Origin of the sequence: Haloferax sp. Atlit-12N (assembly GCF_003383095.1) — an archaeon.
Lineage (GTDB): Archaea > Halobacteriota > Halobacteria > Halobacteriales > Haloferacaceae > Haloferax.
The window spans coordinates 236,982-260,565 of sequence record NZ_PSYW01000004.1 but is presented as its reverse complement, the minus strand read 5'-3'; the positions used below and the strand labels follow the sequence as shown (position 1 = coordinate 260,565).

The following is a 23,584-nucleotide window of genomic DNA, read 5'->3' as shown; positions in this document are numbered from 1 at the left end:
TTATGCGACGGGTAAGCGAACCACCGACTCGCGCGTTACCTGCTCGATAATAATGCGCCCCCGAAGGAGAGTAACAGTCGATACCAGATGCCCACAGTGAGCGTCATCATCCCCACGTACAACCGCGCGGCTGACCTCCCGCGCGCCATCGACAGCGCGCTCGACCAGACGCTGTCGGACGTCGAAGTCATCGTCGTCGACGACGCCTCCACGGACGACACAGCGTCGGTCGTCACCGCCTACGACGACCCGAGAGTGAACTACCTCGTCCACGAGACGAATCAGGGGGGAAGCGCCGCCCGGAACACCGGAATCGAGGTCGCCACCGGCGACTACGTCGCGCTCCTCGACTCCGACGATGAGTGGGCACCGACGAAGCTCGAACGACAGGTCGAGACGCTCGAACGACGTGACGACGACTGGGTCGCCGCCTACTGCGGGACGACTATCCTCGACGACGCGGACGCCAACCCGCTCGTGGAGCGCGTCAAATCCGTTCTCGGAACACACGACTCCCGGGAGGGCGCGGAAGGCGGCGAGGAACTCATCAAGGAGATTCTCATGGAGAACCTCCACACCAGCGCGGGCTCGACGCTCGTCGTCGAGTCCGAGGTAGTCGAGCGAATCGACGGGTTCGACGAGTCGTTCGACCGCTACCAGGACACCGAGTTCCTCATCCGCGTCCTGAAGGAAGGAAAGCTCGCCTACGTCGACGAACCCCTGTTGCGGCGGTACCCCTCCGGCGGACCGAGCGCGGACGCCGTCCGGCGGGCCAACGCGCACTTCCTCAAGACGTTCGCCGAGGACGTAGTGGAGTTAGAGACCCGCGGCTACGACGTCACGGGCACTCACCAGTACGCGCTCGCCGCGCAGTACCTCCGCGAGGGACGGTTCGACACGGGACTGGCGTACCTGCGCGCAGGCTCGACACCCGGGCCGGCGCAGCTCCCCGGTCTCGTCTACAGCGTCGTCAGAGGCGTTCAGAACAGAGTGGACGCGTAACCCAGGGAAAGGGACGCGGCCGCGACCGCGCGGGTCACTCGTCGAACGGCGACCCCGCACCCTCGGGCATCGACCCCTCCTCGGCGACGATGTTCTGCCGGCCGACCGATATCTTCTCGACCTTCCCGAACTCGTCCATGCTCGACAGCAGTCGGCTGACCTTCGATTTCGACCAGCCCGTCTGCTCGACGATTTTGCTTTGGTAGACCCAGCCGCCGTTGTCGCGGAGCAGTTGGATGACTTTGTCCTCGTCGGTCAAGACGGGTTGTGACGACTGCTGGAGTTCGTCTTGGTCGAACTCCGGCGGCTCCGGTGGCGACCCCGATGTGTCGTCTTCCGCGTCCGCTTCGGCTCCGTCCGGGTCGGACAGCTGAGACGCCGACAGCGGCGATTCGATCTGGTACTCCGACGAGGCGAGGAACCAGCGACCGCCGACGGCGACGACCCCGAGCAGCGTCCCGCCGGTGAACACGAGCATCGGGGTCGTGCTGCCGTCGGTGGCGTCCGTTCCGAGCTTCCGCTCGAGCCCGTCGTTCAGCCCGTCGCCGTCCGTGTCGGGGTCGACGGGGTCGGTCCCGTGTTCGTACTCGTACGCGTCGTCCAGTCCGTCGCCGTCCGTGTCGGCGGTGCTGTCGTTCGGCGGCGTTCCGAGTCGCATCTCGACGCCGTCGGGGATGCCGTCGCCGTCCGTGTCGGGGTCTGTCGGCTCCAGCGAGTTCGACAGTTCTGCCGCGTCGTTCAGCCCATCGCCGTCCGTGTCGGGCGTCGTGGGGGACGTCCCGTAATTCTTCACCTCGGCCCCGTCTTCGAGGCTGTCCTTGTCGGTGTCCATGAGGAACATCGAGGTGTTGTTGGACAGTTCATTCGCGTTGCTGAGTTTGTCGCCGTCGATGTCGCCGTCCTTCTGGAGTATCGTGACATTGACCGTGTCGCTGGCAATCTGCTCCGACTGTCCCGGGAAGCTGTTCCAGAGGACGACGGAGATGTTGCTCGACCCCTCGAATTTGGAAAGGGATTCGTACGTGAACTCGACGGTCTGCGTGCCGGACGAGACGCCCTTGTCGGTGCAGTCGAGACGCTCGCCGGCCCCGTTTCTCACGCACACCTCGTAGATGTTCGACTCGTTCGGGGCGTCGAACTCGACCGAGAGCGTGTTGCGTTCGGACGCCCAGAGGAACGTCGACTCCCTCGACTGGTCGACCGGGACCGTGTTCGTGAACGTCCCTTGGATGGACGTTTCGTTGGTTGTCTCGTCGTCTATCGCCAGCACCGGCGCGGGGACGACTGCGCCGGAGAGAACGAGCAGAACCAGAACGAACGCCGCTCGGGCGTACGACATGGTTATCGAAGAGTCACCCCGGTCTGAGCGTGTCGGCTCGGCGGTAACGCGACGTTCGCTCGGCTCGTGGTAGGCCATTGAGAGACTCTACCGGGTGCTCGCGAACGAGGGGGGCGCGCGTCTGAAATCATTGGGGCCAATTTTGCGCTGTATCGATGATTCTAGTTCAGCAATATGAATCTCACGGCCTATTGTGACAACTGAATAATGGCTAGATATCTGAACGATTCTCACTCGATTGCGTATAAAATACCGTAATATAGCGGGCTTTTATATTGGAAGCAGACGAGCGACTCGGATGACGCGATAGAACTCGAAGAGCGTTATTCTTCGTCAGTCGTCTCGAAGTTGTCGAGGACTTGCCAGAAGGTGAGTGCCGTGTAGATACTCATGACTGTGAGCGCGACGATGAGATGGGGAATCGAGGTGAAGCCGGGGAGACCGAGTCCAGATGCACCGACGAAGAGCGTACTCAGCCCCGAGACGGACAGGTAGTACGCACCCCACGGTCGCTCGGACTCGGCGTCCACCTCATCGTCGTCATCATCAGGGAGTTCGAGGTGAGCGGCGAGTTCGTTTGCGAGGGGTGTCTTCTCGACGATACCCCTGCTCTGATTGTAGTCGATGACGCCCTCTTCGTCGAGTTTCGGGAGGTGCGCTTGGTAGAGGGCGATGTAGACGCGCTGGCGCTGGTCGGACATCAACGCCTGAACGGTCGTATCGTGCTCCCACGCGGCGACCTGCTCCGCGATATCCCGCATCTGGACCGGGCCCTCGCGGTCGCGCAGGTATTCGAGGACCTTCCGGCGGCGTTCGTTCTGGAGCAGGTGGTATATCTCGTCTTTCCCAAGTTCCGTGTTCTGTTCGGCCGCGTTCGTATGCTGGTCGATGAGCGCGTTTTCGGTACCGTTCACTTGAGTGGTCATGCTCGCTCCAACCGTTACTGTGGCCCCCAATAAAGCGTCAACACCGTCCCGGATTTTCCGGACTGTTGTGAAAACCCGACCGGAATCAAGACGTATTGCAGCAGTTTAGTGACTGTTTCGGACTGTTTCAGCGGTGCATAATCGCAAGACAGCGGCTTTGTTGGTCGTTTGACAACAGCCGAGAAGCGCCCAATAGCAATTCAGCGAAAGCCGGATTGTTGTTCCACCAAAGGCACGTGATAAACCCGGTAAAGCTCGTGTTTCAGTCGACCGTGGGGGTCAATGGGGCCCCGTCGTCGAGTGTTTCCCGCGCGGTCTCGTCGAGTTTCTTCGTCAGCTTCAACACTCGAAGCCCCTGCTCGCCGTCCACGACGGGCTCCGTTCCGGTCGAAGCGGCGTTCGCGAACGACCGCAGCTCGCTCTGGAGGGGTTCGACCTGTTCGACTGCGAGCGTCTCCACGAAGTTCTCGTGACGGTGGCGGACGAGCGACTCGTCGTCGATGTACGAGGGGACCGACGAGCGGTGAATCTCGATGTTCTGGTCGATGTAGTCGACCTTCACGCGGCAGTCGGCCGCCGAGATAGTGAGACCCCGAACCTTCTCTTGGGTGACGCGACTCGTCGTGAGCGACGCCGTCACCCCGGAGTCGAACGCGAGGTTCGCGTTCGCGTGGCTGCAGTCCGGCGTTCCAACGGCGTCGTACGAGTCGACCGCGCCGTCGACGATGTCGAGGACGATGTCGAGGTCGTGAATCATCAGGTCCATCACGACCGTGTCGTCGATGGCGCGGTCGACGGGCGGCCCGAGTCGCTCGGTCGAGACCGCGTGGATATCGAGGTCGTCGACGAGGTCGCGGAGGGCGCGAACCGCCGGGTTGAACCGCTCGATGTGACCGACCTGCAACACGAGGTCCCGCTCGTCGGCGATGTCGATGAGTTCCTGTCCGTTCTCGGGGTCTTCCACGAACGGTTTCTCGACGAGGACGTTGACGCCCGATTCGAGGGCGCGCTTCGCGTTCTCGTAGTGGAACTGCGTCGGCACGACGACAGAGACGATGTCCGCCGCGTCGAGGAGGTCGTCCATCGACCGCGCGGTCGTCCCGTAGTCGTCCGCGACGGACTCGGCTCGGTCGTCGTCGACGTCGAAGACGCCGACGAGTTCCGTGTCGCCCAGTTCGTCGTACACCCGGGCGTGGTTCTGTCCCATGCTTCCGACGCCGATGACGCCGGCCGCGACGGTGTCGTCAGTCATCGGACGCCCCCACGGTAGACGCGCGAGTGCCGGACGGAGGCTCGATAGAGACCTCGTCTCGGAGGACGGTCCCAACTCGCTCGACTTCTGCTTCGGTGAGACTCGGATGGACCGGGATGGAGAGGGCCTGTTCTGCGACCCGCTCGGCGACGGGCGCACGCACGTCGAGGAAGTCGTAGGCGGGCTGGTCGTGGATGCACCGCGGGTAGTAAATTCCGCACCCGATGCCGCGTTCGTCCAGCTGTTCGACGACCGAGTCGCGGTTGCCGACCCGAATCGTGTACTGGTGGTACGAGTGGTCGAAGCCGTCGGGGACCGTCGGCGTCGCCGCGTCCGTGTCGGCCAACAGCTCGTCGAGTCGCGCCGCGTTCGAGCGCCGGTCCTCGATGAAGCCGGGGAGGCGTTCGAGTTGGGCGCGACCCATCGCGGCCGCGACGCTCGTCATCCGGAAGTTGTGACCGAGCGAGACGTGCCGGTATCCGTCGGTCTCCCGGCCGTGATTGACGAAGCTCTCGGCGTTCTGCGCGGTGGCTTCGTCGTCGGTGACGACCATCCCGCCTTCGCCGGTGGTCATGTTCTTCGTCGGATAAAACGAGAAGCTCGCGGCGTCGCCGAGCGACCCGACTGGCGTGCCGAAGTACTCAGCACCGTGGGCTTGCGCCGCGTCTTCGACGAGAGCCACGTCGTAGTCGTCGGCGATGTCACGGAGTTCGTCCATCGGCGCGGGGAGGCCGTAGAGGTGGACGACGACCATCGCCTGCACGTCCGACGCGAGCGATTCGAGGGTCGCTTCGACCCGCTCGGGGTCGAGGTTGAACGTCTCGGGGTCGATGTCAGCGAACACCGGCTCGGCACCGGCGAATCGAATCGCGTTCGCCGTCGCGACGAACGAGAAGGGCGTCGTCAGAACGCGGTCACCGGGGCCGACGCCGACCGCTTCGAGCGCCGTGTGCAGCGCGGTGGTCCCGTTCGACGTGGCGACGCCGTGGTCGGCGTCGCAGTAGTCCGCGAACTCGGACTCGAACGTTCGTACCTCGGGGCCGTCCGCGATCATCCCCGACTCGACGACGGACTCGATGCGGTCGAGTTCTTCGTCTCCGAGAACCGGGGAGGCGATACTGATGTCTCCAGTCATCGGCGTCGTCCTCCGTGCGTCGGAGCCACCGCGCCGTGAAGCGCCGAACAGTCGCGTCGATAGTCGCTTGGGTGTGTGCGTGTCATAGCATGTCCTGCGGTCCTGCGACCGCTGTCGAGTGCCAGACACCAGGAACCCATTATTATGGTTTAGATAAGCACACAGCGCCACTGAAGCGTCGATTCCACCGATTCAGCGGGACGGAACACCGTGGTTTTATTTTTATAGATTACATAGTCGAACATGTCAATGGCACCATCGTGGGCACCGAGCGGCCCCGACGACCCTGGAGAGGAATCTGGACCCACACTCGACGACAGGCCCGGGCTCGGCGGTGTCACCGAAGCTCGCCGACGGGACACCGTCGTTTCGCTCGTGAACGAGCGTCCCGAGACGCCGTACACCGTCGGCGAACTGACCGTCGCGCTCTCGGAGTGGTTCCAAGACGAGACTGACGGGATGGTCCCGACGGACGAGGAGATACACAGCGTACTCTTTGACTTCGACCTGCCGCGACTCGACGACGACGGTCGTCTCGTCTTCCACCGCGAGACCGGGCGCGTCTTTTCGCCGACCCACGAGGGGGCCCACGCGACTCGCACGTCGACCGGGATAGACCCGGGTTCGACCGTCGATAACGCGGGAGGCACGGACCAAGACTCGGTCGCGACCGAGTCGACCGGCGACCGAGTGACGGTCTCGCGAAAGCGATTAGTGAACTTCGCCGTCATCTTGGTCGGCGTCGCCGGCGTCGCCGTCACCGCATCGAGCGTGAGTCCACTAGACACGTCTTTCGCCCTCGTCCCCGCCGCGCTCGTCGTCCTCTTTTTCGGCTACCGCTCTCTCACCGAGGAGTGACGCCAACGAACCCTTGAGGAGTCGAACAGTTGGTCTCGTAGCACTATTTCGCTCGATTTACCGGGGGTGTAACGCCGGCCGACGCCGAGTCGACCGCAGAAAAGCCAAAGAAATGACAACAAAATATTATGAATGCGCCGTCTTTTCCGTTTCAGTTACACCCTGAATAAAGATATGCCGATGCCCACAACTCACGACCATGCCTCGTGGACACGTAACAAGCGGAACGGAGACACCAATCGCTGCCCCTGCGGAGGTCCAGTAGCCGATGCTCACGGGACAATTCGCCGTGGTGAGCGCACTGTTCGTCGGCCTCGCGGTCGTCACGTCAGGGCTGGGGCACGTGAACCGCGTCGGACCGTCGTACGTCCGAGCGCGCCAGCTCGTGTTCCTGTTCATGCTGTTCGGGACGGTCACGCTCGCGCTGTGAAAGTGGAGTCACGGTGAGGCGACCGAGCGGTCGAGTCGACTACTCCTCGTCCTGGGGGAGAACGACGCACTTCCCCGACCCGAGTTGGAAGCGCTCGATTCGCCCCTGCGTCTCCATCCGACACAGCGTTCGACTGATAGTCGAATCGGACCACCGCGTCCGCTCGACCAGCTGCGACTGCGGCAGTCGCCCGCCCTCGACGATGAGCAGTTGAAGGATTCGGCGCTCGGAGTTGAGCAGTTCGGGGTCGATGCCGAGAAGCCCGCGGTTCGCGTCGGGGTCGGACGATACGTGTCCCTCGGAACACGTGGACGTGCCCGCCGAATCGGTGGTCGGTGGCCCACCGTCTCTGCGGCCGGACCGGTTCGAGAGGGACGCAACGAGACGGACGAACGCGTGCCAGCAGGCCGCGAAACGCGAGGCAATGGCTCGTCGATACCCGAGCGCACTACCCACGGCTCCGGCGGTGCCTGCCGCGGTCCCGGCCAAGTGGGTGTCGTCGTTACTTCGGTCCGCCATAGCTCACTATCTGTTCCTCATCTTTTTGTACGTGTTACCAACGTGGTTAGGGATGCGTTCTGTGTCATAGATTTCGGTAACGGTACTCGGCTGTTCGGTCGCTGGATAGCCGACGGCTCGTCAATTCGGTATCGGGGCGGGAACGAGTACCCGCCGAGCCGAGCGTTCGACGACGGTAGAACCGTCGGGGCAGGGTACGCGACCGATGGGACGCGTAGGGCCCCGGAACCGACAGAACAGAGCGCGCAGTCGGTCGAGGGACCGACTGCTCAGTGAGGGGTCACAGCGTACGGCTCTGTCGTTCGCACCGAGTACTCATTCCAACAGTTGGTATATCGACTAGACCTCTCGTCTTATCGGTTGCAAGTGCAAGCGCCTAATAAGGGAGACTCGGTGACGGCCGCTCGACGAGTGCCCGCCGAATCAGCCGTTCGTGACCGCGTCGGAGCCGCTGCGAGGTCGCCTGATGGGTGACACCGAACGTGTTCGAGAGCTCCCTTATATCCGAATCGCGGGGGACACTGTAGTACCCCTGTCGGAACGCGGTGACGAGGGTGTGGTACTGGCGGTCGGTCAGCCCGAACCGCGTCGGGTCCCCGAGGTTCTCGGGCGACCGAACTCGTTCGACGTCGAACTCCGTTCCGGTGCGTCGCCATCCGTCGCCAAGCGACCCGATCGAATCGCGGTCGTGGGCGAAGACGCGGACCACCCACTCACCGTCTCGGCCGTGGGCGTCGAGAACGCTGAGGCCGCCGTCGACGAACAGTTGCATGAACTCGTCTGCGAGCGGTCTGAGGCTCAGACGGTAGACGCCGCCGTGGGACGACGGGGCGAACGGTGCGACCGACCCGACGCTCGGGTCGTCTCGAAGCGACGACGCAATCTGCGCTGGGTCGTCACTCCGGACCCACAGCAGCGGCGAGAGCGTGGGCCCATCGAGTTGCACGGAGCGAACCAGACGCGCCTCGGTGATGGAACTGCGTGAGAGGACATCATCGAGAACGAACGCGGACGCCGGGATTCGAAGTGTAATGATGGCGCTCACGACCGACCACAGGAATCGGTCGGACCTTATTATCCGGGCGGTAAGGGTTACGTGTCCGCGGACCGGCGGTCGACGAGCCAATCTCCGAACGCGACGCTGCCGACCCCGAGGACGACGCCGGCGACTACGTCGGTCCCCCAGTGAATCCCGAGATACATCGTCGAAAACGCGACCGCGGCGGCGAGCACCGACGCGACGACGGCCCACGCGGGGTACGTCTCCCGCGTCCGAATCGCAATCGCCGCCGCCGAGACAGAAAGCGACGTGTGGAGCGACGGGAACACGTTCGTGTTCACGTTCACCTCGCCGGTGAGTATCTGCGTCTGCGGGTAGGTGCTGTACAGAAGCGACTCGACCTGTCCCGGCAGGAGGTTACGGGGACCGTAGGAGATAAACAGGACGTAGCAGGTCAGGCCGATGGCGTAGTTCGCCGCGTACGTGACCGCGGTGAGTTTCAGCGGCCGCTCGTCGGCCGCCGCGAAGTACGCGACGAACGGAAACGTGAGCAGGAAGACGTATCCCGAGAGATACACCCGCGAGAGCACGGCGGTGAGCATCGGCGTCGCGAGCGACTGAACGTGCTGGACGAAGTTCCCCTCGATAGCGTAGATGGCGCCGGTAGCGTTCCAGCCCAGCGCCCACGACACTTCCGGGCCGACGCCGCGGGCGACCTTATTCACGAGGAGAACGACCGCCAGCAGGCCGAGGTACGGCGCGGCCTCGCGCAAGCGGTCGCTCCCCGACCCGTACGCCGCCGCGAGACGCGACGGCCCGACGATAGTGAGCGTTGCGAGCGCCAACGCGACAGCCGCACCGCCGAGCACGCGGGCGAGAACCGCGACGAGCGGTGAGAAGCCTATCGAGGACTGAGCGGGAATCATTCTTGAATGAGGAGGTCACCGTCGCCCGAGTAGGCGTAGCCCGCGTCTTCGAACACCGACCGCGCTCGCTCCGCGTCGAGCGTGCCGGTCCCCGAGTCGCCGACGAACTCGAGTTCGGACGTGGCCTCGTCCCACGCATCACCCGATGGGACGTACGTCGTCGCGACCAGCGGTGACGACGCCGGTTCGGTCTCGCCGCCGAACACCGAGTCCACGAGGAACTCGCGGTCGACGAGTCGGGCGACTGCCCGCCGGAATCTGGGGTTCATGAAGGGCGGACGTCGGTGGTTGTAGCCGATGTGATAACACCACTCGGGCCGGCTGGTGCGAACGGAGATTCCGGGTTCGTCCGCCGCGGCCGCCCTCGAATCGGCCGACAGCGAGTTCGCCGTCGCGTCGACGGCGTCGGTCGCGAGCAGTTCGACGGCGGCACCGTCGGAGGGAACGACGTTGAACCGCAGCGAGTCGAACGAGAAGCCGCCGTCAAACCGGGACAGTCGGCCGTCGAGGGCGTCGTCGGCGAGGAAATGGTCCTCGAACGGTTCCATCGAAATCGACTCTCTGGCAGCCGTTCCCGTCACGCGGAGCGGTCCGCTTCCGACCGGTTCGAGGTTGTTCCGGACGAGCGCCTCGGTGACGTTGCCACCGTCGAGCCACGAGACGCTCGTCGGGCGGGCGAACGGCTCCCAGACGTGTGCGGGGAGCACCGGAATCGTCAGCGCGCGCGCCGCGACCGGTTCGCTCACGTCGCCGAACTGAATCGTCACCTCGCGGTCGGACGTGGCGTCGACCGACTCGACGAGCGAGGCGCGGCCGCGGTACCGCGGCGACGGAACCGGCTGGTCGAGCGAACCGAGCGACGTGTCGGAGATGAACCGGAAGGTAAACGCCACGTCCGCCGCCGTTATCGACTCGCCGTCGTGCCACGCGAGGTCGTCGCGGAGCCGGACCGAAAGCGCCGTCTCGTCCCCGTCGGCCCACTCCCACGACGCGGCCATCCACGGCCGCATCCGGTCGTAGACCGGACGACCCAACGAGTCGTAGACGAGGTCGAGGAGCGTCCCGTCCGACCGAAACGGCGTCGAAAGCGGGTTGAGGTTCTCCGTCGGACGCGAGTCGCCGATCGTCATGCGGAGTTCGTTTTCGGGTGCCGATTCGTCGGTCGTCGTTTCGGGCGTCGGGGTCGTTGTAGACGCCGAGGTCGTTGCAGGCGTCGACTGCTCGGTCGGTGCGGGCGTCGCCGACGACGTGACTGTCGACTCGGTTCGCGAGGCGGTCGACGTGGTGGTGACAGCTCTGGCACCGAGATATCCCGTGAGGCTGTGGATGCCGACGCCGTCCGGCCAGTCGACCCGCACCGGCCGCGTCGCCTGAGCCGGGCGCGGGGCCGCGACGGGCGTGAACGGTTGGGCCTCCACGATGCGCCGTTGAATCTCAGCGAGCGTCGCGGCGCGGACGGAACCGGTCTCGGTCCGCTGTCGCTCCAGAAGCGAGTCCAACGACAGGTCGCCGTATCCGAACGGGTTTTGCCAGCCGCGTCCCGGGCCGTAGCGAGAGTGGAGCAGGGGACGGAGGAAGTCCGGGTCGCGCCGCAGCAGCAGCCGGGAGACGTAGATATCGAAGTCGTGGTTCGAGAGCACGTCGCGGAGGAGTTCCTCCCGGCTCATCGGAACCACGGTCGCCGCGACGCCGACCGCCTGGAGGCGAGTGGCGAGGTAGCGGGCGAGCTTCGTCGCCGTCGCGTCGGCGTCCGCGGGGACGGTCTTGATGGAGAGCGAAAGCGGCGTCCGCTCGTCGCGCGAGACCGTCGATTCGAGCTGCCGGACGCACCCGCTGGTCAGGCTCGCGCCTGCGAGCGCCAAAACCGACCGTCTAGAGAGCCGTGTTGATGACATGTACGGGAGGGCAGGTAACTGTCTTCGGGCGTGGTGTCGTTATTATCCGGGGGCTAAGCGCCTAGATGCCCAAGAAAAGCGGCCACGCGAACAGGAGAATCCACAGGCAGACGGCCGCCCAAAGCGGCGCTCGGCGGGGCTCCGACGCCTCGAATCGACGGTGGCCGGCGACGGCAATCACGCCGAGCGCGACGAGCACGGCGAACCGGTGGAGGACGACGTCGACCGGGACGACGGCGACTCCTATCATCGCGAAGTCGGCGACGAGCCCCACCCCGTAGCCGACGAACGCGGTGCCGAACCACAGTTCCGGGGAGTACCCCCGCGGCAGGCGAGCGGCGAGGGCGACCGGCGCGAACGCGAACACGGGAGAGAGCAGTCCGGCGACGACCTTCGGGTGGTTCGGGATGACGCTCTCCAGACCGAGTGCCGCCGAGCGGACCAAAACCGGGAGCGCGACGAGGGCGACCGCGAGCGCGACGACCCGCTGGAATCGGTCGTCCGCCAGACGCGACCAGCGGAGGCGCTCGACGAGCGCGCCGAATTCGTCTCGGCGAGTGACGACTGCGGCGAGGCCGCCGACGCCGACGAAGACGACGGCGAGTATCGACAGGGCTGTTCCGACACCCGCCGAATCCGTTGTCGGCGCATCGAGTACCGAGGGGGTATCGCCGCGGTCGGAATCGGCACGCTCTGCGGGCCTTCTCTCGCCTCTATCGGTCACCGACTCGACGGGCACGGAGCGACGCGCGTCGTCTCTCGGAAGCGTCGAGAGTTGTGGCGGACCGAGTTCGACAACCGACACCCAGCCGTCGGCGTCGATGATGCCGCCGTTGGCGAACCGCTCGCGGCGGACGTCCACGACGGTCGATTGCCGCATCAGGTCCCGCTCGACGACGTGTTGCGGGCCGGACAGGCTCGTCACCGTGTGCCGAAGCCGGAACCAGTCCCAGTAGTCACGGTGGGCCTGAATCGCCGTCCACGAGTCGTCCGGCGTCCCGCCGCCGTACAGGCGGAGGTGGATTCGACTCCCGAAGTACGTCCCGTCGTGGAGCTGCATCGACTCCGCAATCCACAGCCCGCCCGACTCCGCGGTGTCGACGAAAGTAAACCGGTCCGCGCCCGTGGCCGACCCCCACGGGGAGGCCGCTTCGTCCGTCGGGGCCTGTTCGGTGGACGCCTGTTGCCACGACTCGTTCGTCTCGTCCCACGTCGCGTCGCGCGAGTACATGAGCAGCGAGCGGACCCGCGCGGGGTTCCCCTCGACGACGACGTTCACTGGGAGCGTCAGCGTCTCGAACGCCCGGTCACGGCTGGTGAACGGCCAGAGCCTGTCGCCCCGGTCGCCGACCGAGACCAACCGAACGTCGGCGGCCGATTTCGGACCGTTCGGTGCCGGTTCGGTCGTCGCGGCCGTCGAAACACCCCCGTTCGCGCCGAAGTCGACGACGCTCGTGGTCGGCACCGCTGTCGCCGCCAAGAGGAAGACGAGACCGAGGACGACGAGGCTCTCGGCAGCCCCGAGACGAGACGCCATTGCGTCGTCTACCCGGCCTCAGGACCCTAATTATTCCGTGCGTAAGGTCCGAGTGGACGGATTCCACGTCGGTGGGCACGGGCGTATTCGCGGTTTAGCATCCCGATAGTAAGACCGTCCACCCACCGACGACTACGCAATGGTCGAGCGGACGCATCTACGAGTCGCCGCGGCAGTCGCCCTCCTCGTCTGCGCGGGTATCGTCGGGGCCGCATACCTGAGCCGACCGACCTCGGCGGTGACGGACGCGACCGGCGAGAGCGCACGGGTCGCGCCCGCGAACGGAACGACGGTCATCGCGACCGATTCGAACACGTGGCTCGGGCGAGAGAGCGACGGCCCGCGAGCGAACGCCGAACTCGTCGCCTTCGGAGCCGACGGTGAGCGGCGATACTACGACGATTCCCACACCCGCTACTGGGACGTCGACCCCGTCGAGGGGACGAACGCGACGGTCGAATACCTCTACGCGGACCACCTGATCGCCGAGGAGTGCGGCGGCGAGAGCGCGTGTACGCGAAACGGTATCGAGCGCGTGAACCTCACCACCGGGAACGTCGAGGGGATTTACAGCCGCGTGACCGCCGGGAAGCACTCGACGCGGTGGCACGACGGCGACCGGCTGAGCGATTCGACGTACGTCGTCGCCGACATCGCCGCGGACCGCGTGTTCGTCGTGAACACGACGACGGGCATCGTCGAGTGGTCGTGGGACGCGCAGGCAGCGTTCGACCCCACGACGACCGGCGGGCCGTATCCGTCCGATTGGACCCACCTCAACGACGTGGAGGTGCTCGAAAGCGGGCTCATTCAGGTCAGCCTCCGCAACCACGACAGAGTGGTGTACCTCGACCGCGAGACCGGTCTCGTCGAGAACCGGACGCTCGGAAACGGCTCTCACGACGTCCTCTACGAACAGCACAATCCCGATTACATCGAGAACCCGGACGGCGACGACGCCGTCCTCGTCGCCGACTCTGAGAACAACCGCCTCGTCGAATACCGCGACGACGACGGCGGGTGGGTTCGCTCGTGGGTCTGGCAGGACAAGCGACTCCAGTGGGCGCGCGACGCGGACAGACTCCCGAACGGGCACACGCTCGTGACCGACTCGAACGGGAACCGCGTGTTCGAACTGGACGAGACCGGCGAGGTCGTCTGGAGCGTCCCCGTCGCGTTCCCCTACGAGGCCGAACGGCTCGGGACCGGTGACGAGAGCGCCGGCGGTCCACCGGCACACGAACTCGACCTCCAGAACCGAACGGCCGGCGGCTCGACGGTTGGCGACGGCGGCGCATCTCAGTCGTCGGTACTCCCCGGACCAGTCGTGAACGCCGTCTACTACATCCTGCCGCAGTGGATGGGCGTCACAGAGCTTCTGGTGTCCTGTCTCGCCCTCGCTGTCGGACTCGGGTGGGCCGTCGCCGAACTGCGGTGGCTCCCGTATCGCGTCTCGCTCACGAACCCCGTCTCGCTTCGAAAGCGGAAGTGAGAGCTACTCCATGAACTCAACGACCGACGACACGGCGAACGGTCTCGACCCCGCGGCACCGGGCCGCGCGAACGCGTTCACCAACGGCGTTCCCGGCCTCGGCCGCGAGAGCCACGCGTGGTTCGCACTCGCCCTCGTCGCCGGACTCGTCGTCTCGGTGACGTACGTGGCGACTCACGACTACCCGGCCTACGGGTCCGGACTGTACCTCGAAATCGCGGAGCAGATTCGGGCCGGCGGCTACGCGCTCCCGACGACGATACCGTACTACGACGGTGGGATCCCGTTCGCGTACCCGCCGCTCCAGTTCTACGTGGTCGCGTTCCTGACCGACCTCGGCGTCTCGGGGACGACACTCAGCCTCGTCCTCCCGGCCGTCGTCACGGTCCTCTACCTCGTTCCGTACTACGGCATCGCGCTCGAACTCCTCCCGACGCCGCGGCAGGCGGGGGTCGCGACGGCGATTCTCGCGGTCACGCCGCCGGTTCTCCAGTGGCACCTCTCTGCCGGCGGCATCGTCCGCGCGTCCGCGTTCTTCCTGTCTCTCTGCGGGGTTTACGTCGGGGCGAGGCTGTTCCGCCGCGGCACGCGGCGACCGCTGTGGGTCGGCTCCGGTATCATCTGCTTCGGGCTGACCGTCCTCTCGCACCCGACGTACACCGTCTTCTTCGGCGTCAGTTGGCTCGTCCTCTACGCGATGCTCGACCGGACGCTCCCCGGCCTCGTCAGCGGTGCCGCGGTGGCGCTCGGGGGACTCGTCCTCGCCGCGCCGTGGTGGGCCAACGTCGTCACCACTCACGGCGTCGGGGCCTTCACAGGTGCGGCGGGCAGTCACAGCGGTATCGCCGGCGGCGTCGGTCGGCTCCTCGACCAGTTCGTCTACCCGCTGGACCCGACCGTCGTCACGGTGTTCTTCCTCGCGAGCTTCGCCGCCACAGCCGTGCTCGGCTCTCGGAAGAAGTTCACGCTGCCGCTTTGGCTCTTCGTCTGCGCGTACGTCATCGGAAAGGAGCGCTTCCAGTTCGTCGCCGGCGCGATGATGATTTCGACGGTGCTGTTCGGCGTCGTCGTGCCGCGGCTGACCGACAGGGTTCGGGGGTCGCTCGATAACCGGCAACTGCTGGCGTCGTCGCTGGTCGTGGTCCTCGTCGTCGGGACGAGCCTCGGCGGGTTCTACGCGGCGAGCGGTCTCGGCGCGGCGCACCACGGCAGTCCGAGCCTCCCGTCTTTCGTGGACGACGACGACCGCGAGGCCATGGAGTGGGCGAGAAACGACACCGACGCGAACGCGTCGTTCGTCGTGCTCTCGGACGCAGCCGAGTTGTTCCCGCACTACGCGAAGCGGACGATGCTCGTGGGGCCGTGGGGCGTCGAATGGAAGAACCCCGATAGGTACTACGACCAGATTTCGGCGTTCAAAACGGCGAGCACCTGCGAGAACGCGACCTGCGTGACCGCGTCGATGGCGTCCGTCGACGCCTCGCCCGACTACCTGTACGTCCCCCGCGGGACGTACACCGTCCGGGGGCTCGAAGAAGACGGAACCGAACGGCTTCGCGCCTCGCTCGCGGACAGTCCCCGGTACCGACGAGTCTACGGAAACGACGGGGTCGTGGTGTACGAGGTCGTGTCGGACGACACCGACACCGACGCTAGCATCGATGCCAACGTCGACACTGGCACCGAGACCAATACCGACGTCACCGACGACCGAAGCCGCCGATTTGTCGGACGCTAAGCGACGCTGGCCGACATTATCCGACCGATAGTAAACATCCCTCGGGCGGACAGTGGGGTATGTTCGCACCATCACGCATCCGCGGTTCGTACGGGACGCAGGTGACCGCGAAACTCGCCCTCAAAGCCGGTCGCGCCCTCGCCGGAACGGGCGACGAAATCGTCGTGGGTCACGACCCGAGCGACAGCGCTCGCCTCCTCGCGGATGCGGTCGCAACCGGCGTCTGCGAGTGCGGCGGCACCGTCCACCGACTCGGTCCGGTTGCGAGCCCGACCGTCTCTCACGGCGTGAGGCGACTCGGCGGCGACGCCGGCGTGGCGGTGACGACCGTCAGCGACCCCGCCGAAGACACCGGGCTGAAACTGTTCGACGACGACGGCTCGCGCCTCTCGTGGGAGCAACAGAGCAGGGTCGTCCGCCGGGTCAACGGCTCGTCGGCCGAAGTCGCCCCGTGGGACGAAATCGGCGAGGAACGTCGCTGGGACGACGCCACGGCACATCACCTCGACCACCTCTGCGAGGGACGAACTTCGGTTTCCGACACGCGCGTCGTAGTTGACGTCGGCGAGCGGGACGACGACATCATGGCCGAGGCGCTCGAACGGCTCGGCTGCGACGTCGAACGCCTCGACGGAACCGCGGACGACTCGTTTCCGCGCCGTCGGGTCGCCGCGGGCGACGGCGCGTGCGGGACGCTCCGCCGAGCGGTCGCGGCCTCGGACGCCGATATCGGTCTGGCTCACGACGCCGACGCGGACCGACTCGTGGCCGTCGACGAGACCGGCGAGGTCGTCGGCGGAGACGCGCTGTTGGGACTGTTCGCACGCGAGGCAGTCCGCGATGCGGACGGGGACGCCCACGTCGCGGTGCCGCTGGAGGCGAGCCGTCGCATCGGAGAGGTCGTCTCCGACGCGGGGGGAAGCATCGTCCGGGTCGAGATGGACGGGATTCCGGGGTCCGGACCGGCGGCGGACGCGGACGTCGTCTTCGGCGGCGAGCCGACCGGCGTCTACCAGTGGCCGGCCGAGTCGCCCTGCCCGGACGCGACGCTCTCGGCGATTCGCCTCGCGCGACTCGTCGACGAGGGAGACGCGCTCTCCGAGCAGGCGGGCGACGTGGCGGCGTACCCGCTGTTTTTCGACTCGTTCGCGGTCGACAACTGCGCCCGCGAGATGACGCGACTGGCGACCGAGTGCCAAGAGCGCTTCGACGACGTTCGGACCGACGACGGAATCTTCGTCGAGCGCGACGACGCGTGGTTTGTCGTCAGGGCGAGCCGAACCGAGCGCGTGCTTCGCGCGACCGTCGAAGGAACGTCCCGAGACAGCGCGAAGCGGCTGTTCGACACAGTTCGGGAGCTCGTGTCCGACGAGAAAACGACGCTCACAGCCTGACCACGTCCACACCTGCACCCACACCCGAACCAACATCCATAGCCGCACTAACATTCACACCCGCACTAACATCCATACCGCATCCACACCCGCACCAACACCGCTCGTCGGCGACCGTCGCGGGTGGGCACAACACACATATCGGCTCGCTCCGAATCACGGCCCGAAACCGTGGGACACGAAGACGGGAGCCCCGGCGGGTACGACGCTATCGAAACCGGCGACGAGTTGGTGAGCTGGTCGCGGACGTACTGTCGCCACGCGGCGAGTCAATACGAGTTCGACGTGGACTTACACCGGGTCCGGTGGGAAGTGTCTACTCGCGCGAAGCGGCGGGCGGCGGCGGTGAAGACACCGAACATCGACGACGCGGAGGTCGGGGAGCCGAGGCGGTGGACCGGCACGTCCTCGCAGTCGGTCGAACTCGACATCGCACCCACGTGTACCATGTCGCTGTCGTGGCGGGCGTTCGAGTCGTTCGACCGCGGAGAGTGGACCGCGACGCTCCGGCACGAACTGGTCCACGTCGAGCAGTTTCAGGCGTTCGGCGCGACCGACCACGGACCGGCGTTCAAGCGCCGTGCCGAGGCGGTCGACGCGCCGGTTCGCGTCCGCCGGTTCGCGGAACCGAAGTACACCCTCACCTGCGAGGCCTGCGGCGCGGACGTGGCCTACCGCTACCGCGAGTGCAAACTCGTCCGGGAGTCGTCGGCCTACCGCTCCGCGTGTTGCGAAGCACCGCTCGACTGCCGGGAGCGGCAAGACTAGCGGGCGAAAACCACGTCCGACCGCCCGACGACTACCGACTCGGCGGGTGCGCCCGCGCCTCCCGAATCGCCACGAACGCGACGGCGAGAGCGAACACGAGCGCCAGGAAGAACTCGACGCCGGGAACGGTTCCGGCGACGGCCCAGACGTACACGTCCTCCGCACCGAGGATGACGAACAGTCCGAGGAGAATCACCACGCCGGTTCGACCGATACCCAGTCTCATACGTCGGTCTTGCCACCGCGACAACATAAGCATTGGAGGCGACTGCCGCCCGTGAGAGACGGCGGTATTGCTCGTCACCACGAATACTACTCTTCCGTCGAACTCGCCCGTCTTAGCTTTTCGTCTCAAATCGAAGCGAGAGTGACAATGCAATCATTCACGTCTAATTCAAAAACATCCGAACAAGAAGGTCAGATAAATAAGAAATTATGGCTTACAATAATGTTTTCTTTTTACAATTCTATCGCCAACATCTGAGGGCGAGAGATAGACGCAGAGGCCGACGTAATCGGGATACCGTGCCGCGTTCGGATGTCGCACCGCTCTCGCGTCGCTCCCGCGAGAGGAGACTATTTATCGCCCGAGCGTGACCAAAGCGCAGTAACGAACCCATGCGACACGTCCCAGGAACCTTCTCGATAGCGGCGCGCGACCCCGAGGCGAACGTCTTCGGCGCGGCGGTGACGACCGGCACCGTCGCCGTCGGCGCGACCTGCCCCTACGTGAGCGCCGGCGGCGCGGCGGTCACGCAGTCGTACACGAAGACCGAACACGGCCGCGACGCGGTCGCCCGCGCGGAAGCCGGCGAGCGCATCGACGACGCCTTCGAAACTCTCCTCGACGGCGACGACCACGCCGCCTACCGGCAGGTCCACGGCGTCGGCGCGGGCGGCGAGTTCGCCTTCACCGGCGACGAGTGCGTCTCGTGGGCCGGCCACCGCGTCAGCGACGACTACACCGTCGCTGGCAACATGCTCGCTGGGGAAGCGGTCGTCGAGGCGACCGCCGAGGCCTACGAGTCCGCCGACGGCGACATGGCCGAGCGACTCGTCTCGGCGCTCGAAGCCGGCGAGGCCGCGGGCGGCGACGACCGCGGCGAGATGAGCGCCGCGCTGCTCGTCCACGCGCCGACGCCGGAGTTCTACCACAACCTCCGGGTCGACCTCTCCGACGAACCGGTGTCCGACCTGCGCGACCTGCTCGCGGAGGCGCGGCGCGCGAAAGCCCAGATTCGACGGGAGACGGACGCGCAGTTCGGCGACTACCCAGACGAGATTCTCGACTTCGGCGTCAAGTACTGAGTCGACTTCGGCGTCAAATACTGAGAAGAGACCGCGCGGGCGGCGTCAGTCCGAGTCGGCCGGACTGGTCTCCGCGCGCTTCGACGGCGTGATAAAGGAGTCACGCTGGCTCATCTCCTCTTCGGAGAGGTGACAGGAGATGTAGTGGTCGCCGTCGCCGACCGCCTCGAGTTCCGGGAGGTCCTGCTCGCAGACGTCGCCGATTTTCTTCGGACAGCGCGTCTGGAACGGACAGCCCGACGGCGGGTTGATGGGACTCGGGACGCTCCCCTCCAGCAGGATGCGGTCCGTCTCGCGGTCCGGATTCGCGTGGGGGACCGCGGACAGGAGACTCTCCGTGTAGGGGTGGAACGGCGGCGAGAACACCTGCTCGATGCTCCCGAACTCCGCTATCTTCCCGAGGTACATCACGGCCACGCGGTCGCAGATGTGCCGGATGACGCCGATGTTGTGCGAGATGAACAGGAACGAGATGTTCTCGTCTTCCTGAATCTCGTTCAGGAGGTTGAGAATCTGCGCCTGCACGCTCACGTCGAGCGCCGAGACGGGCTCGTCGCAGACGATGAGCTTCGGTTCGACCGCGAGCGCGTGCGCGATGGCGACGCGCTGTTGTTGGCCCCCGGAGAATTCGTGGGGGTACTTGCTCGCGGCGGCCCGCGAGAGGCCGACGCGTTCGAGCAGGTCGCCCACGCGTTCGCGCTTTTCCTCGCCGGTGGCGATGCCGTGTTTCTCCATCGCGCGGCCGACGATTTGGCCGACGGTCTTTCGCGGGTTGAGCGAACTCTGGGGGTCCTGGAATATCATCTGCATCTCGCGGCGCAGACTCCGAATCTCCGAGGAGCCGAGCTCGTGGAGCGGCTGCCCCTCGAAGTACACCTCGCCGTCGGTCGGTTCGAGGAGCCGGAGCGCGGTGCGAGCGACCGTGGACTTCCCGCAGCCGGACTCGCCGACGAGCCCGACGGTCTCGCCGGGGTAGACGTCGAAGCTCACGTCGTCGACGGCCTTGACGTGCCGCCGTTCGACGGTCGGTAGGCCACCGCCCTCCCACGAGAGGTGGACGTTGCCGAAGACGCCCTCACCGGCGTTGAAGTACTTCTTCAGGTTCCGCACCTCGAACAGCGGCTGGCCGCTGCGGTCGATGTCGCGGCGGCCGGTCCCGGCTTCGGGGACCGTGCTCTCCGAGAGGTCGAGGTCGGCGGCGTGGAGACACGCCGCGCGCGACGAGTCGTCGCCGACGGCCTCGAGCGCCGGGTCGCCGCCGGTCCGACACGCCTCGGTGGCGTGGGGACACCGCGGCGCGAAGTTACAGCCGCTCGGGAGGTTCCCGAGGTCGGGCATCGCGCCGTCGAGCGTCGGCAGTTCGTCGTAGTCGGTGTCGACCTCCGGGATGGAGTCGATGAGCGCGCGGGTGTAGGGGTGTCGCGGGCGGTCGAACAGGTCGCCGAGTTCGGCCGTCTCCACGAGGTTCCCGGCGTACATGACGCCGACGTGGTCACACGTCTGGGCGACGACGCCGAGATTGTGGGTAATCATCAGCACGGCCGTCCCCTCGCGCTCCTGCATCTCGTTGAGTAGGTCGAGAATCTTCGCCTGCGTCGTCACGTCGAGTGCGGTGGTCGGCTCGTCGGCGATGATGAGGTCCGGTTCGCAGGAGAAGCCGATGGCGACGAGGACGCGCTGGCGCATCCCCCCGGAGAACTCGTGGGGGTAGTCGTCGATGCGCTCTTCGGCGTCCGGGATGCCGACGTCGTCCATCGACTCGACGGCGAGCTGGCGTGCCTCTGACTTGGAGACGTCCTGATGGCGGCGAATCGTCTCCGTGATTTGCTCGCCGACGGTCATCACCGGGTTGAGCGACGACATCGGGTCCTGCGGAATCATGGCGATGCGGTTGCCGCGGATGTCGCGCATCTCGGCTTCCGTCTTCTGTAGGAGGTCTTCGCCGTCGAAGACGACCTGCCCGCCCGTGATTTCGCCGGGCGAGTCGATGAGGCGCATGAGCGACCGCGCCGTCACGGACTTGCCCGCGCCCGACTCGCCGACGAGACCCATGGTCTCGCCGCGGTCGAGCGAAAACGACACCTCGTTGGAGGCGACGATGGGGCCGCTGTCGGTGCGGAACTCGGTTCTGAGTCCGCGCACGTCGAGCAGCGGGCCGTCGTCGGCCTCGCCGTCCGTCGCAGTAGTGGGAGCACTCATTCTATCGCCTCCACTTTGGGGTCGAGCACGTCACGCAGTCCGTCGCCGAGCATGTTGAACCCGACGACGGCGATACCGATAGCCAACGCGGGGAACAGCAACATCCACGGCGCGGTCTCCATGAAGCCGCGACCGGTGTTGATCATCAGCCCCCACGACGGCCGCGGGGGTTGCGCGCCGAGGCCGAGGAACGACAGGCTCGCCTCCGCGAGGATGGCGAACGAGACGTTCAGCGACCCCTGCACCAGCATGGGAGCCATGCAGTTCGGGAACACCTCGCTGAAGACGATGCGCGAGTCGCTCTCGCCGCGGGCGATGGCGGCCTCGACGTACGCCTCGTTGCGTTCGGCCAGCGCCGCGCTCCGCGAGACGCGGGCGATGTACGGCGTGTAGACGAACGCCAAGGCGATGATGACGTTACTCAACTCCGGGCCGAGGACGACCAAGAGCGTGAGCGCGAGCAACACTGGTGGGAACGCCATTGCGGCGTCCATAAGGCGCATCAGTATCTCGTCGGTCAAGCCGCCGGCGTAGCCGGCGACGACGCCGACGACCGCCCCGACGGCGAGTGCGCCGGAGATGGCACCGAAGCCGACGTACAGCGAGATTCGGCTTCCCATGATGACGCGGCTGAAGATGTCGCGGCCGAGGTCGTCGGTGCCGAACGGGTGTTCGACCGACGGGGCCTGCGAGCGGTCTTCGATGTTCGTCGCGTCGATGGGGTACGGCGCGATAATCGGCGCGAAGATGGCGACAAGCACGAGCAGCACCACGATGGAGAAGCCGAGCATCGCCTTCGTGTTGCTTCGGAACTTCCGGACGAACCGGGCGATGCGGTCGCGCTGTGACTGCGTGATGGTGAAGCGACCGCGGTCGGTCTCCTGTTCGGTCGCCATCAGTCGTCACCTCCGTAGCGGATGCGCGGGTCGAAGTACGCGTACAGTAGGTCTGCGGCGAAGTTCGAGAACATGTAGATGAGTGCGACCACGAGGATGCACCCCTGAATCAGGGGGATGTCGCGGCTCTGAATCGCGGTCAGCGTCAGCCGACCGATGCCGGGCCAGAAGAACACCTCTTCGAGCACGACGACCCCGCCGAACGCGTAGCTGAACTGGAACGCGATGACCGTGATGACGGGGATGATTGCGTTCTTGAGTGCGTGTCTGAGGACGATGACCCGTTGGCTCATCCCCTTCGCACGCGCGAGATTGATGTACTCCTCGCTGAGCACCTCCAGCATCGACGACCGGGTCATCCGCATGATGTAGGCGGTGAGCGCGAAGCCCATCGCCCCCGCGGGGAGGACGAGTCGCGTGAGCGACCCGACGAGGTCCTCGCTCGGGGAGACGTACCCCCCGGTCGGAAAGAGGTTCAGCCAGACGGCGAACACCAGGATGAACACCAACCCCCACAGGAAGATGGGCATCGAGATGCCGACGAAGGCGAACATCGAAGCGCTCACGTCGGGCGCTTCGTTCTGGTTGACGGCGGCGTAGACGCCGAGCGGAACCGACAGCACGACGGCGACGAGCGTCGCGGCGACCGCGAGCATCATCGACCGCGGCAGGCGCTCGGCGATGAGCTGTGCCACGGGCTCGCCGAACCGGAGTGATTCGCCCATGTTCCCCTGGAGGAGCCCGACGACCCAGTCGATGTACTGCACGTACAGCGGGCGGTTGAGTCCCAGTTGGGTTTGGAGCGCTTCGAGCGATTGTTCGGTCGCGTTGGGGCCCAAGATGAGCAGGGCCACGTCACCGGGCAGGATGTTGGTGACGGCGAAGGCGATGAGCGTGACGAAGAACAGCGTCACCGCCATGAACCCGACGCGCCGAAAGACGTAGTTGTACATCGACATTGTGTGGAATC

At 65.9% G+C, this 23,584-nt stretch carries 21 protein-coding genes; 8 read left to right on the top strand and 13 right to left on the bottom strand.

Annotated features, from left to right (window positions below):
* Nucleotides 1-87 precede the first annotated feature (87 nt).
* The gene (locus tag C5B90_RS17555) at nucleotides 88-1,002 is read left to right on the top strand and encodes a glycosyltransferase (protein WP_115883243.1); all 915 of its coding nucleotides are present in this window, start codon (nucleotides 88-90) and stop codon (nucleotides 1,000-1,002) included.
* A gap of 34 nt (nucleotides 1,003-1,036) precedes the next feature.
* Here the strand turns inward: C5B90_RS17555 and C5B90_RS17550 are convergent, their stop codons facing one another.
* The 4 genes from C5B90_RS17550 to C5B90_RS17535 all read right to left on the bottom strand — a co-directional run bounded on the left by C5B90_RS17550 (nucleotide 1,037) and on the right by C5B90_RS17535 (nucleotide 5,654).
* Nucleotides 1,037-2,341 (bottom strand): MarR family transcriptional regulator, encoded by a 1,305-nt coding sequence (locus tag C5B90_RS17550; RefSeq protein ID WP_115883242.1) that lies wholly within the window; start codon nucleotides 2,339-2,341, stop codon nucleotides 1,037-1,039.
* A gap of 323 nt (nucleotides 2,342-2,664) precedes the next feature.
* A complete protein-coding gene (locus C5B90_RS17545; RefSeq protein WP_115883241.1) occupies nucleotides 2,665-3,267 on the bottom strand; it encodes a hypothetical protein in 603 nt (200 codons plus the stop codon).
* A gap of 262 nt (nucleotides 3,268-3,529) precedes the next feature.
* A complete protein-coding gene (locus tag C5B90_RS17540) occupies nucleotides 3,530-4,519 on the bottom strand; it encodes a Gfo/Idh/MocA family protein (RefSeq protein WP_115883240.1) in 990 nt (329 codons plus the stop codon).
* Nucleotides 4,512-5,654: a DegT/DnrJ/EryC1/StrS aminotransferase family protein gene (locus tag C5B90_RS17535; RefSeq protein ID WP_115883239.1), complete on the bottom strand. Its 1,143-nt coding sequence runs from the start codon at nucleotides 5,652-5,654 to the stop codon at nucleotides 4,512-4,514. Before C5B90_RS17535 ends, C5B90_RS17540 begins: the two co-directional genes overlap by 8 nt.
* 243 nt (nucleotides 5,655-5,897) lie before the next feature.
* On the opposite strand from C5B90_RS17535, the gene C5B90_RS17530 reads away from it, so the two are divergent.
* Complete coding sequence (locus tag C5B90_RS17530; protein WP_233512106.1) at nucleotides 5,898-6,512, top strand: hypothetical protein; 615 nt, start codon at nucleotides 5,898-5,900, stop codon at nucleotides 6,510-6,512.
* A gap of 268 nt (nucleotides 6,513-6,780) precedes the next feature.
* A complete protein-coding gene (locus C5B90_RS20615; RefSeq protein WP_158547237.1) occupies nucleotides 6,781-6,942 on the top strand; it encodes a hypothetical protein in 162 nt (53 codons plus the stop codon).
* Between the two features lie 39 nt (nucleotides 6,943-6,981).
* Here C5B90_RS20615 and C5B90_RS21070 read toward each other — a convergent pair whose 3' ends face one another.
* From C5B90_RS21070 to C5B90_RS17505, 5 genes are all read right to left on the bottom strand, one after another.
* A complete protein-coding gene (locus tag C5B90_RS21070; protein ID WP_233512104.1) occupies nucleotides 6,982-7,461 on the bottom strand; it encodes a hypothetical protein in 480 nt (159 codons plus the stop codon).
* A 376-nt stretch (nucleotides 7,462-7,837) separates the two neighbouring features.
* The gene (locus C5B90_RS17520) at nucleotides 7,838-8,506 is read right to left on the bottom strand and encodes a helix-turn-helix domain-containing protein (protein WP_233512102.1); all 669 of its coding nucleotides are present in this window, start codon (nucleotides 8,504-8,506) and stop codon (nucleotides 7,838-7,840) included.
* Between the two features lie 47 nt (nucleotides 8,507-8,553).
* Entirely contained in the window at nucleotides 8,554-9,387 is an 834-nt protein-coding gene (locus C5B90_RS17515; RefSeq protein WP_115883238.1) for a phosphatase PAP2 family protein, read from the bottom strand.
* Nucleotides 9,384-11,282: an ABC transporter substrate-binding protein gene (locus C5B90_RS17510; RefSeq protein ID WP_233512100.1), complete on the bottom strand. Its 1,899-nt coding sequence runs from the start codon at nucleotides 11,280-11,282 to the stop codon at nucleotides 9,384-9,386. The genes C5B90_RS17515 and C5B90_RS17510 overlap by 4 nt, the downstream gene beginning before the upstream one ends.
* 61 nt (nucleotides 11,283-11,343) lie before the next feature.
* Entirely contained in the window at nucleotides 11,344-12,819 is a 1,476-nt protein-coding gene (locus C5B90_RS17505) for a hypothetical protein (RefSeq protein WP_115883236.1), read from the bottom strand.
* Between the two features lie 139 nt (nucleotides 12,820-12,958).
* On the opposite strand from C5B90_RS17505, the gene C5B90_RS17500 reads away from it, so the two are divergent.
* From C5B90_RS17500 to C5B90_RS17485, 4 genes are all read left to right on the top strand, one after another.
* Nucleotides 12,959-14,311, top strand: coding sequence for an aryl-sulfate sulfotransferase (locus tag C5B90_RS17500; RefSeq protein ID WP_115883235.1), 1,353 nt, complete (start codon nucleotides 12,959-12,961; stop codon nucleotides 14,309-14,311).
* 10 nt (nucleotides 14,312-14,321) lie between these two features.
* Nucleotides 14,322-16,049, top strand: a complete 1,728-nt coding sequence (locus C5B90_RS17495; RefSeq protein ID WP_233512099.1) for a glycosyltransferase family 39 protein — start codon at nucleotides 14,322-14,324, stop codon at nucleotides 16,047-16,049.
* Nucleotides 16,050-16,108: 59 nt separating this feature from the next.
* Nucleotides 16,109-17,443 carry a phosphoglucosamine mutase gene (locus tag C5B90_RS17490; RefSeq protein WP_115883234.1) on the top strand — a complete coding sequence of 445 codons (1,335 nt, stop codon included), beginning with the start codon at nucleotides 16,109-16,111 and terminating at the stop codon, nucleotides 17,441-17,443.
* A gap of 171 nt (nucleotides 17,444-17,614) precedes the next feature.
* Nucleotides 17,615-18,211, top strand: coding sequence for a SprT-like domain-containing protein (locus tag C5B90_RS17485; RefSeq protein ID WP_115883233.1), 597 nt, complete (start codon nucleotides 17,615-17,617; stop codon nucleotides 18,209-18,211).
* Between the two features lie 31 nt (nucleotides 18,212-18,242).
* Here C5B90_RS17485 and C5B90_RS17480 read toward each other — a convergent pair whose 3' ends face one another.
* The gene (locus C5B90_RS17480; protein ID WP_115883232.1) at nucleotides 18,243-18,437 is read right to left on the bottom strand and encodes a hypothetical protein; all 195 of its coding nucleotides are present in this window, start codon (nucleotides 18,435-18,437) and stop codon (nucleotides 18,243-18,245) included.
* A gap of 392 nt (nucleotides 18,438-18,829) precedes the next feature.
* Here C5B90_RS17480 and C5B90_RS17475 point away from each other — a divergent pair, with 392 nt between their 5' ends.
* Nucleotides 18,830-19,519, top strand: coding sequence for a DUF1028 domain-containing protein (locus C5B90_RS17475; RefSeq protein WP_115883231.1), 690 nt, complete (start codon nucleotides 18,830-18,832; stop codon nucleotides 19,517-19,519).
* Nucleotides 19,520-19,564: 45 nt separating this feature from the next.
* On the opposite strand, the gene C5B90_RS17470 is transcribed toward C5B90_RS17475, so the two are convergent.
* From C5B90_RS17470 to C5B90_RS17460, 3 genes are read right to left on the bottom strand one after another with little or no spacing between them, the layout of a single operon-like run.
* Nucleotides 19,565-21,718, bottom strand: coding sequence for an ABC transporter ATP-binding protein (locus tag C5B90_RS17470; protein WP_115883230.1), 2,154 nt, complete (start codon nucleotides 21,716-21,718; stop codon nucleotides 19,565-19,567).
* Nucleotides 21,715-22,614 carry an ABC transporter permease gene (locus C5B90_RS17465; protein ID WP_115883229.1) on the bottom strand — a complete coding sequence of 300 codons (900 nt, stop codon included), beginning with the start codon at nucleotides 22,612-22,614 and terminating at the stop codon, nucleotides 21,715-21,717. The genes C5B90_RS17470 and C5B90_RS17465 overlap by 4 nt, the downstream gene beginning before the upstream one ends.
* Nucleotides 22,614-23,573 (bottom strand): ABC transporter permease, encoded by a 960-nt coding sequence (locus tag C5B90_RS17460; protein ID WP_004977946.1) that lies wholly within the window; start codon nucleotides 23,571-23,573, stop codon nucleotides 22,614-22,616. Before C5B90_RS17460 ends, C5B90_RS17465 begins: the two co-directional genes overlap by 1 nt.
* Between the last annotated feature and the right edge of the window lie 11 nt (nucleotides 23,574-23,584).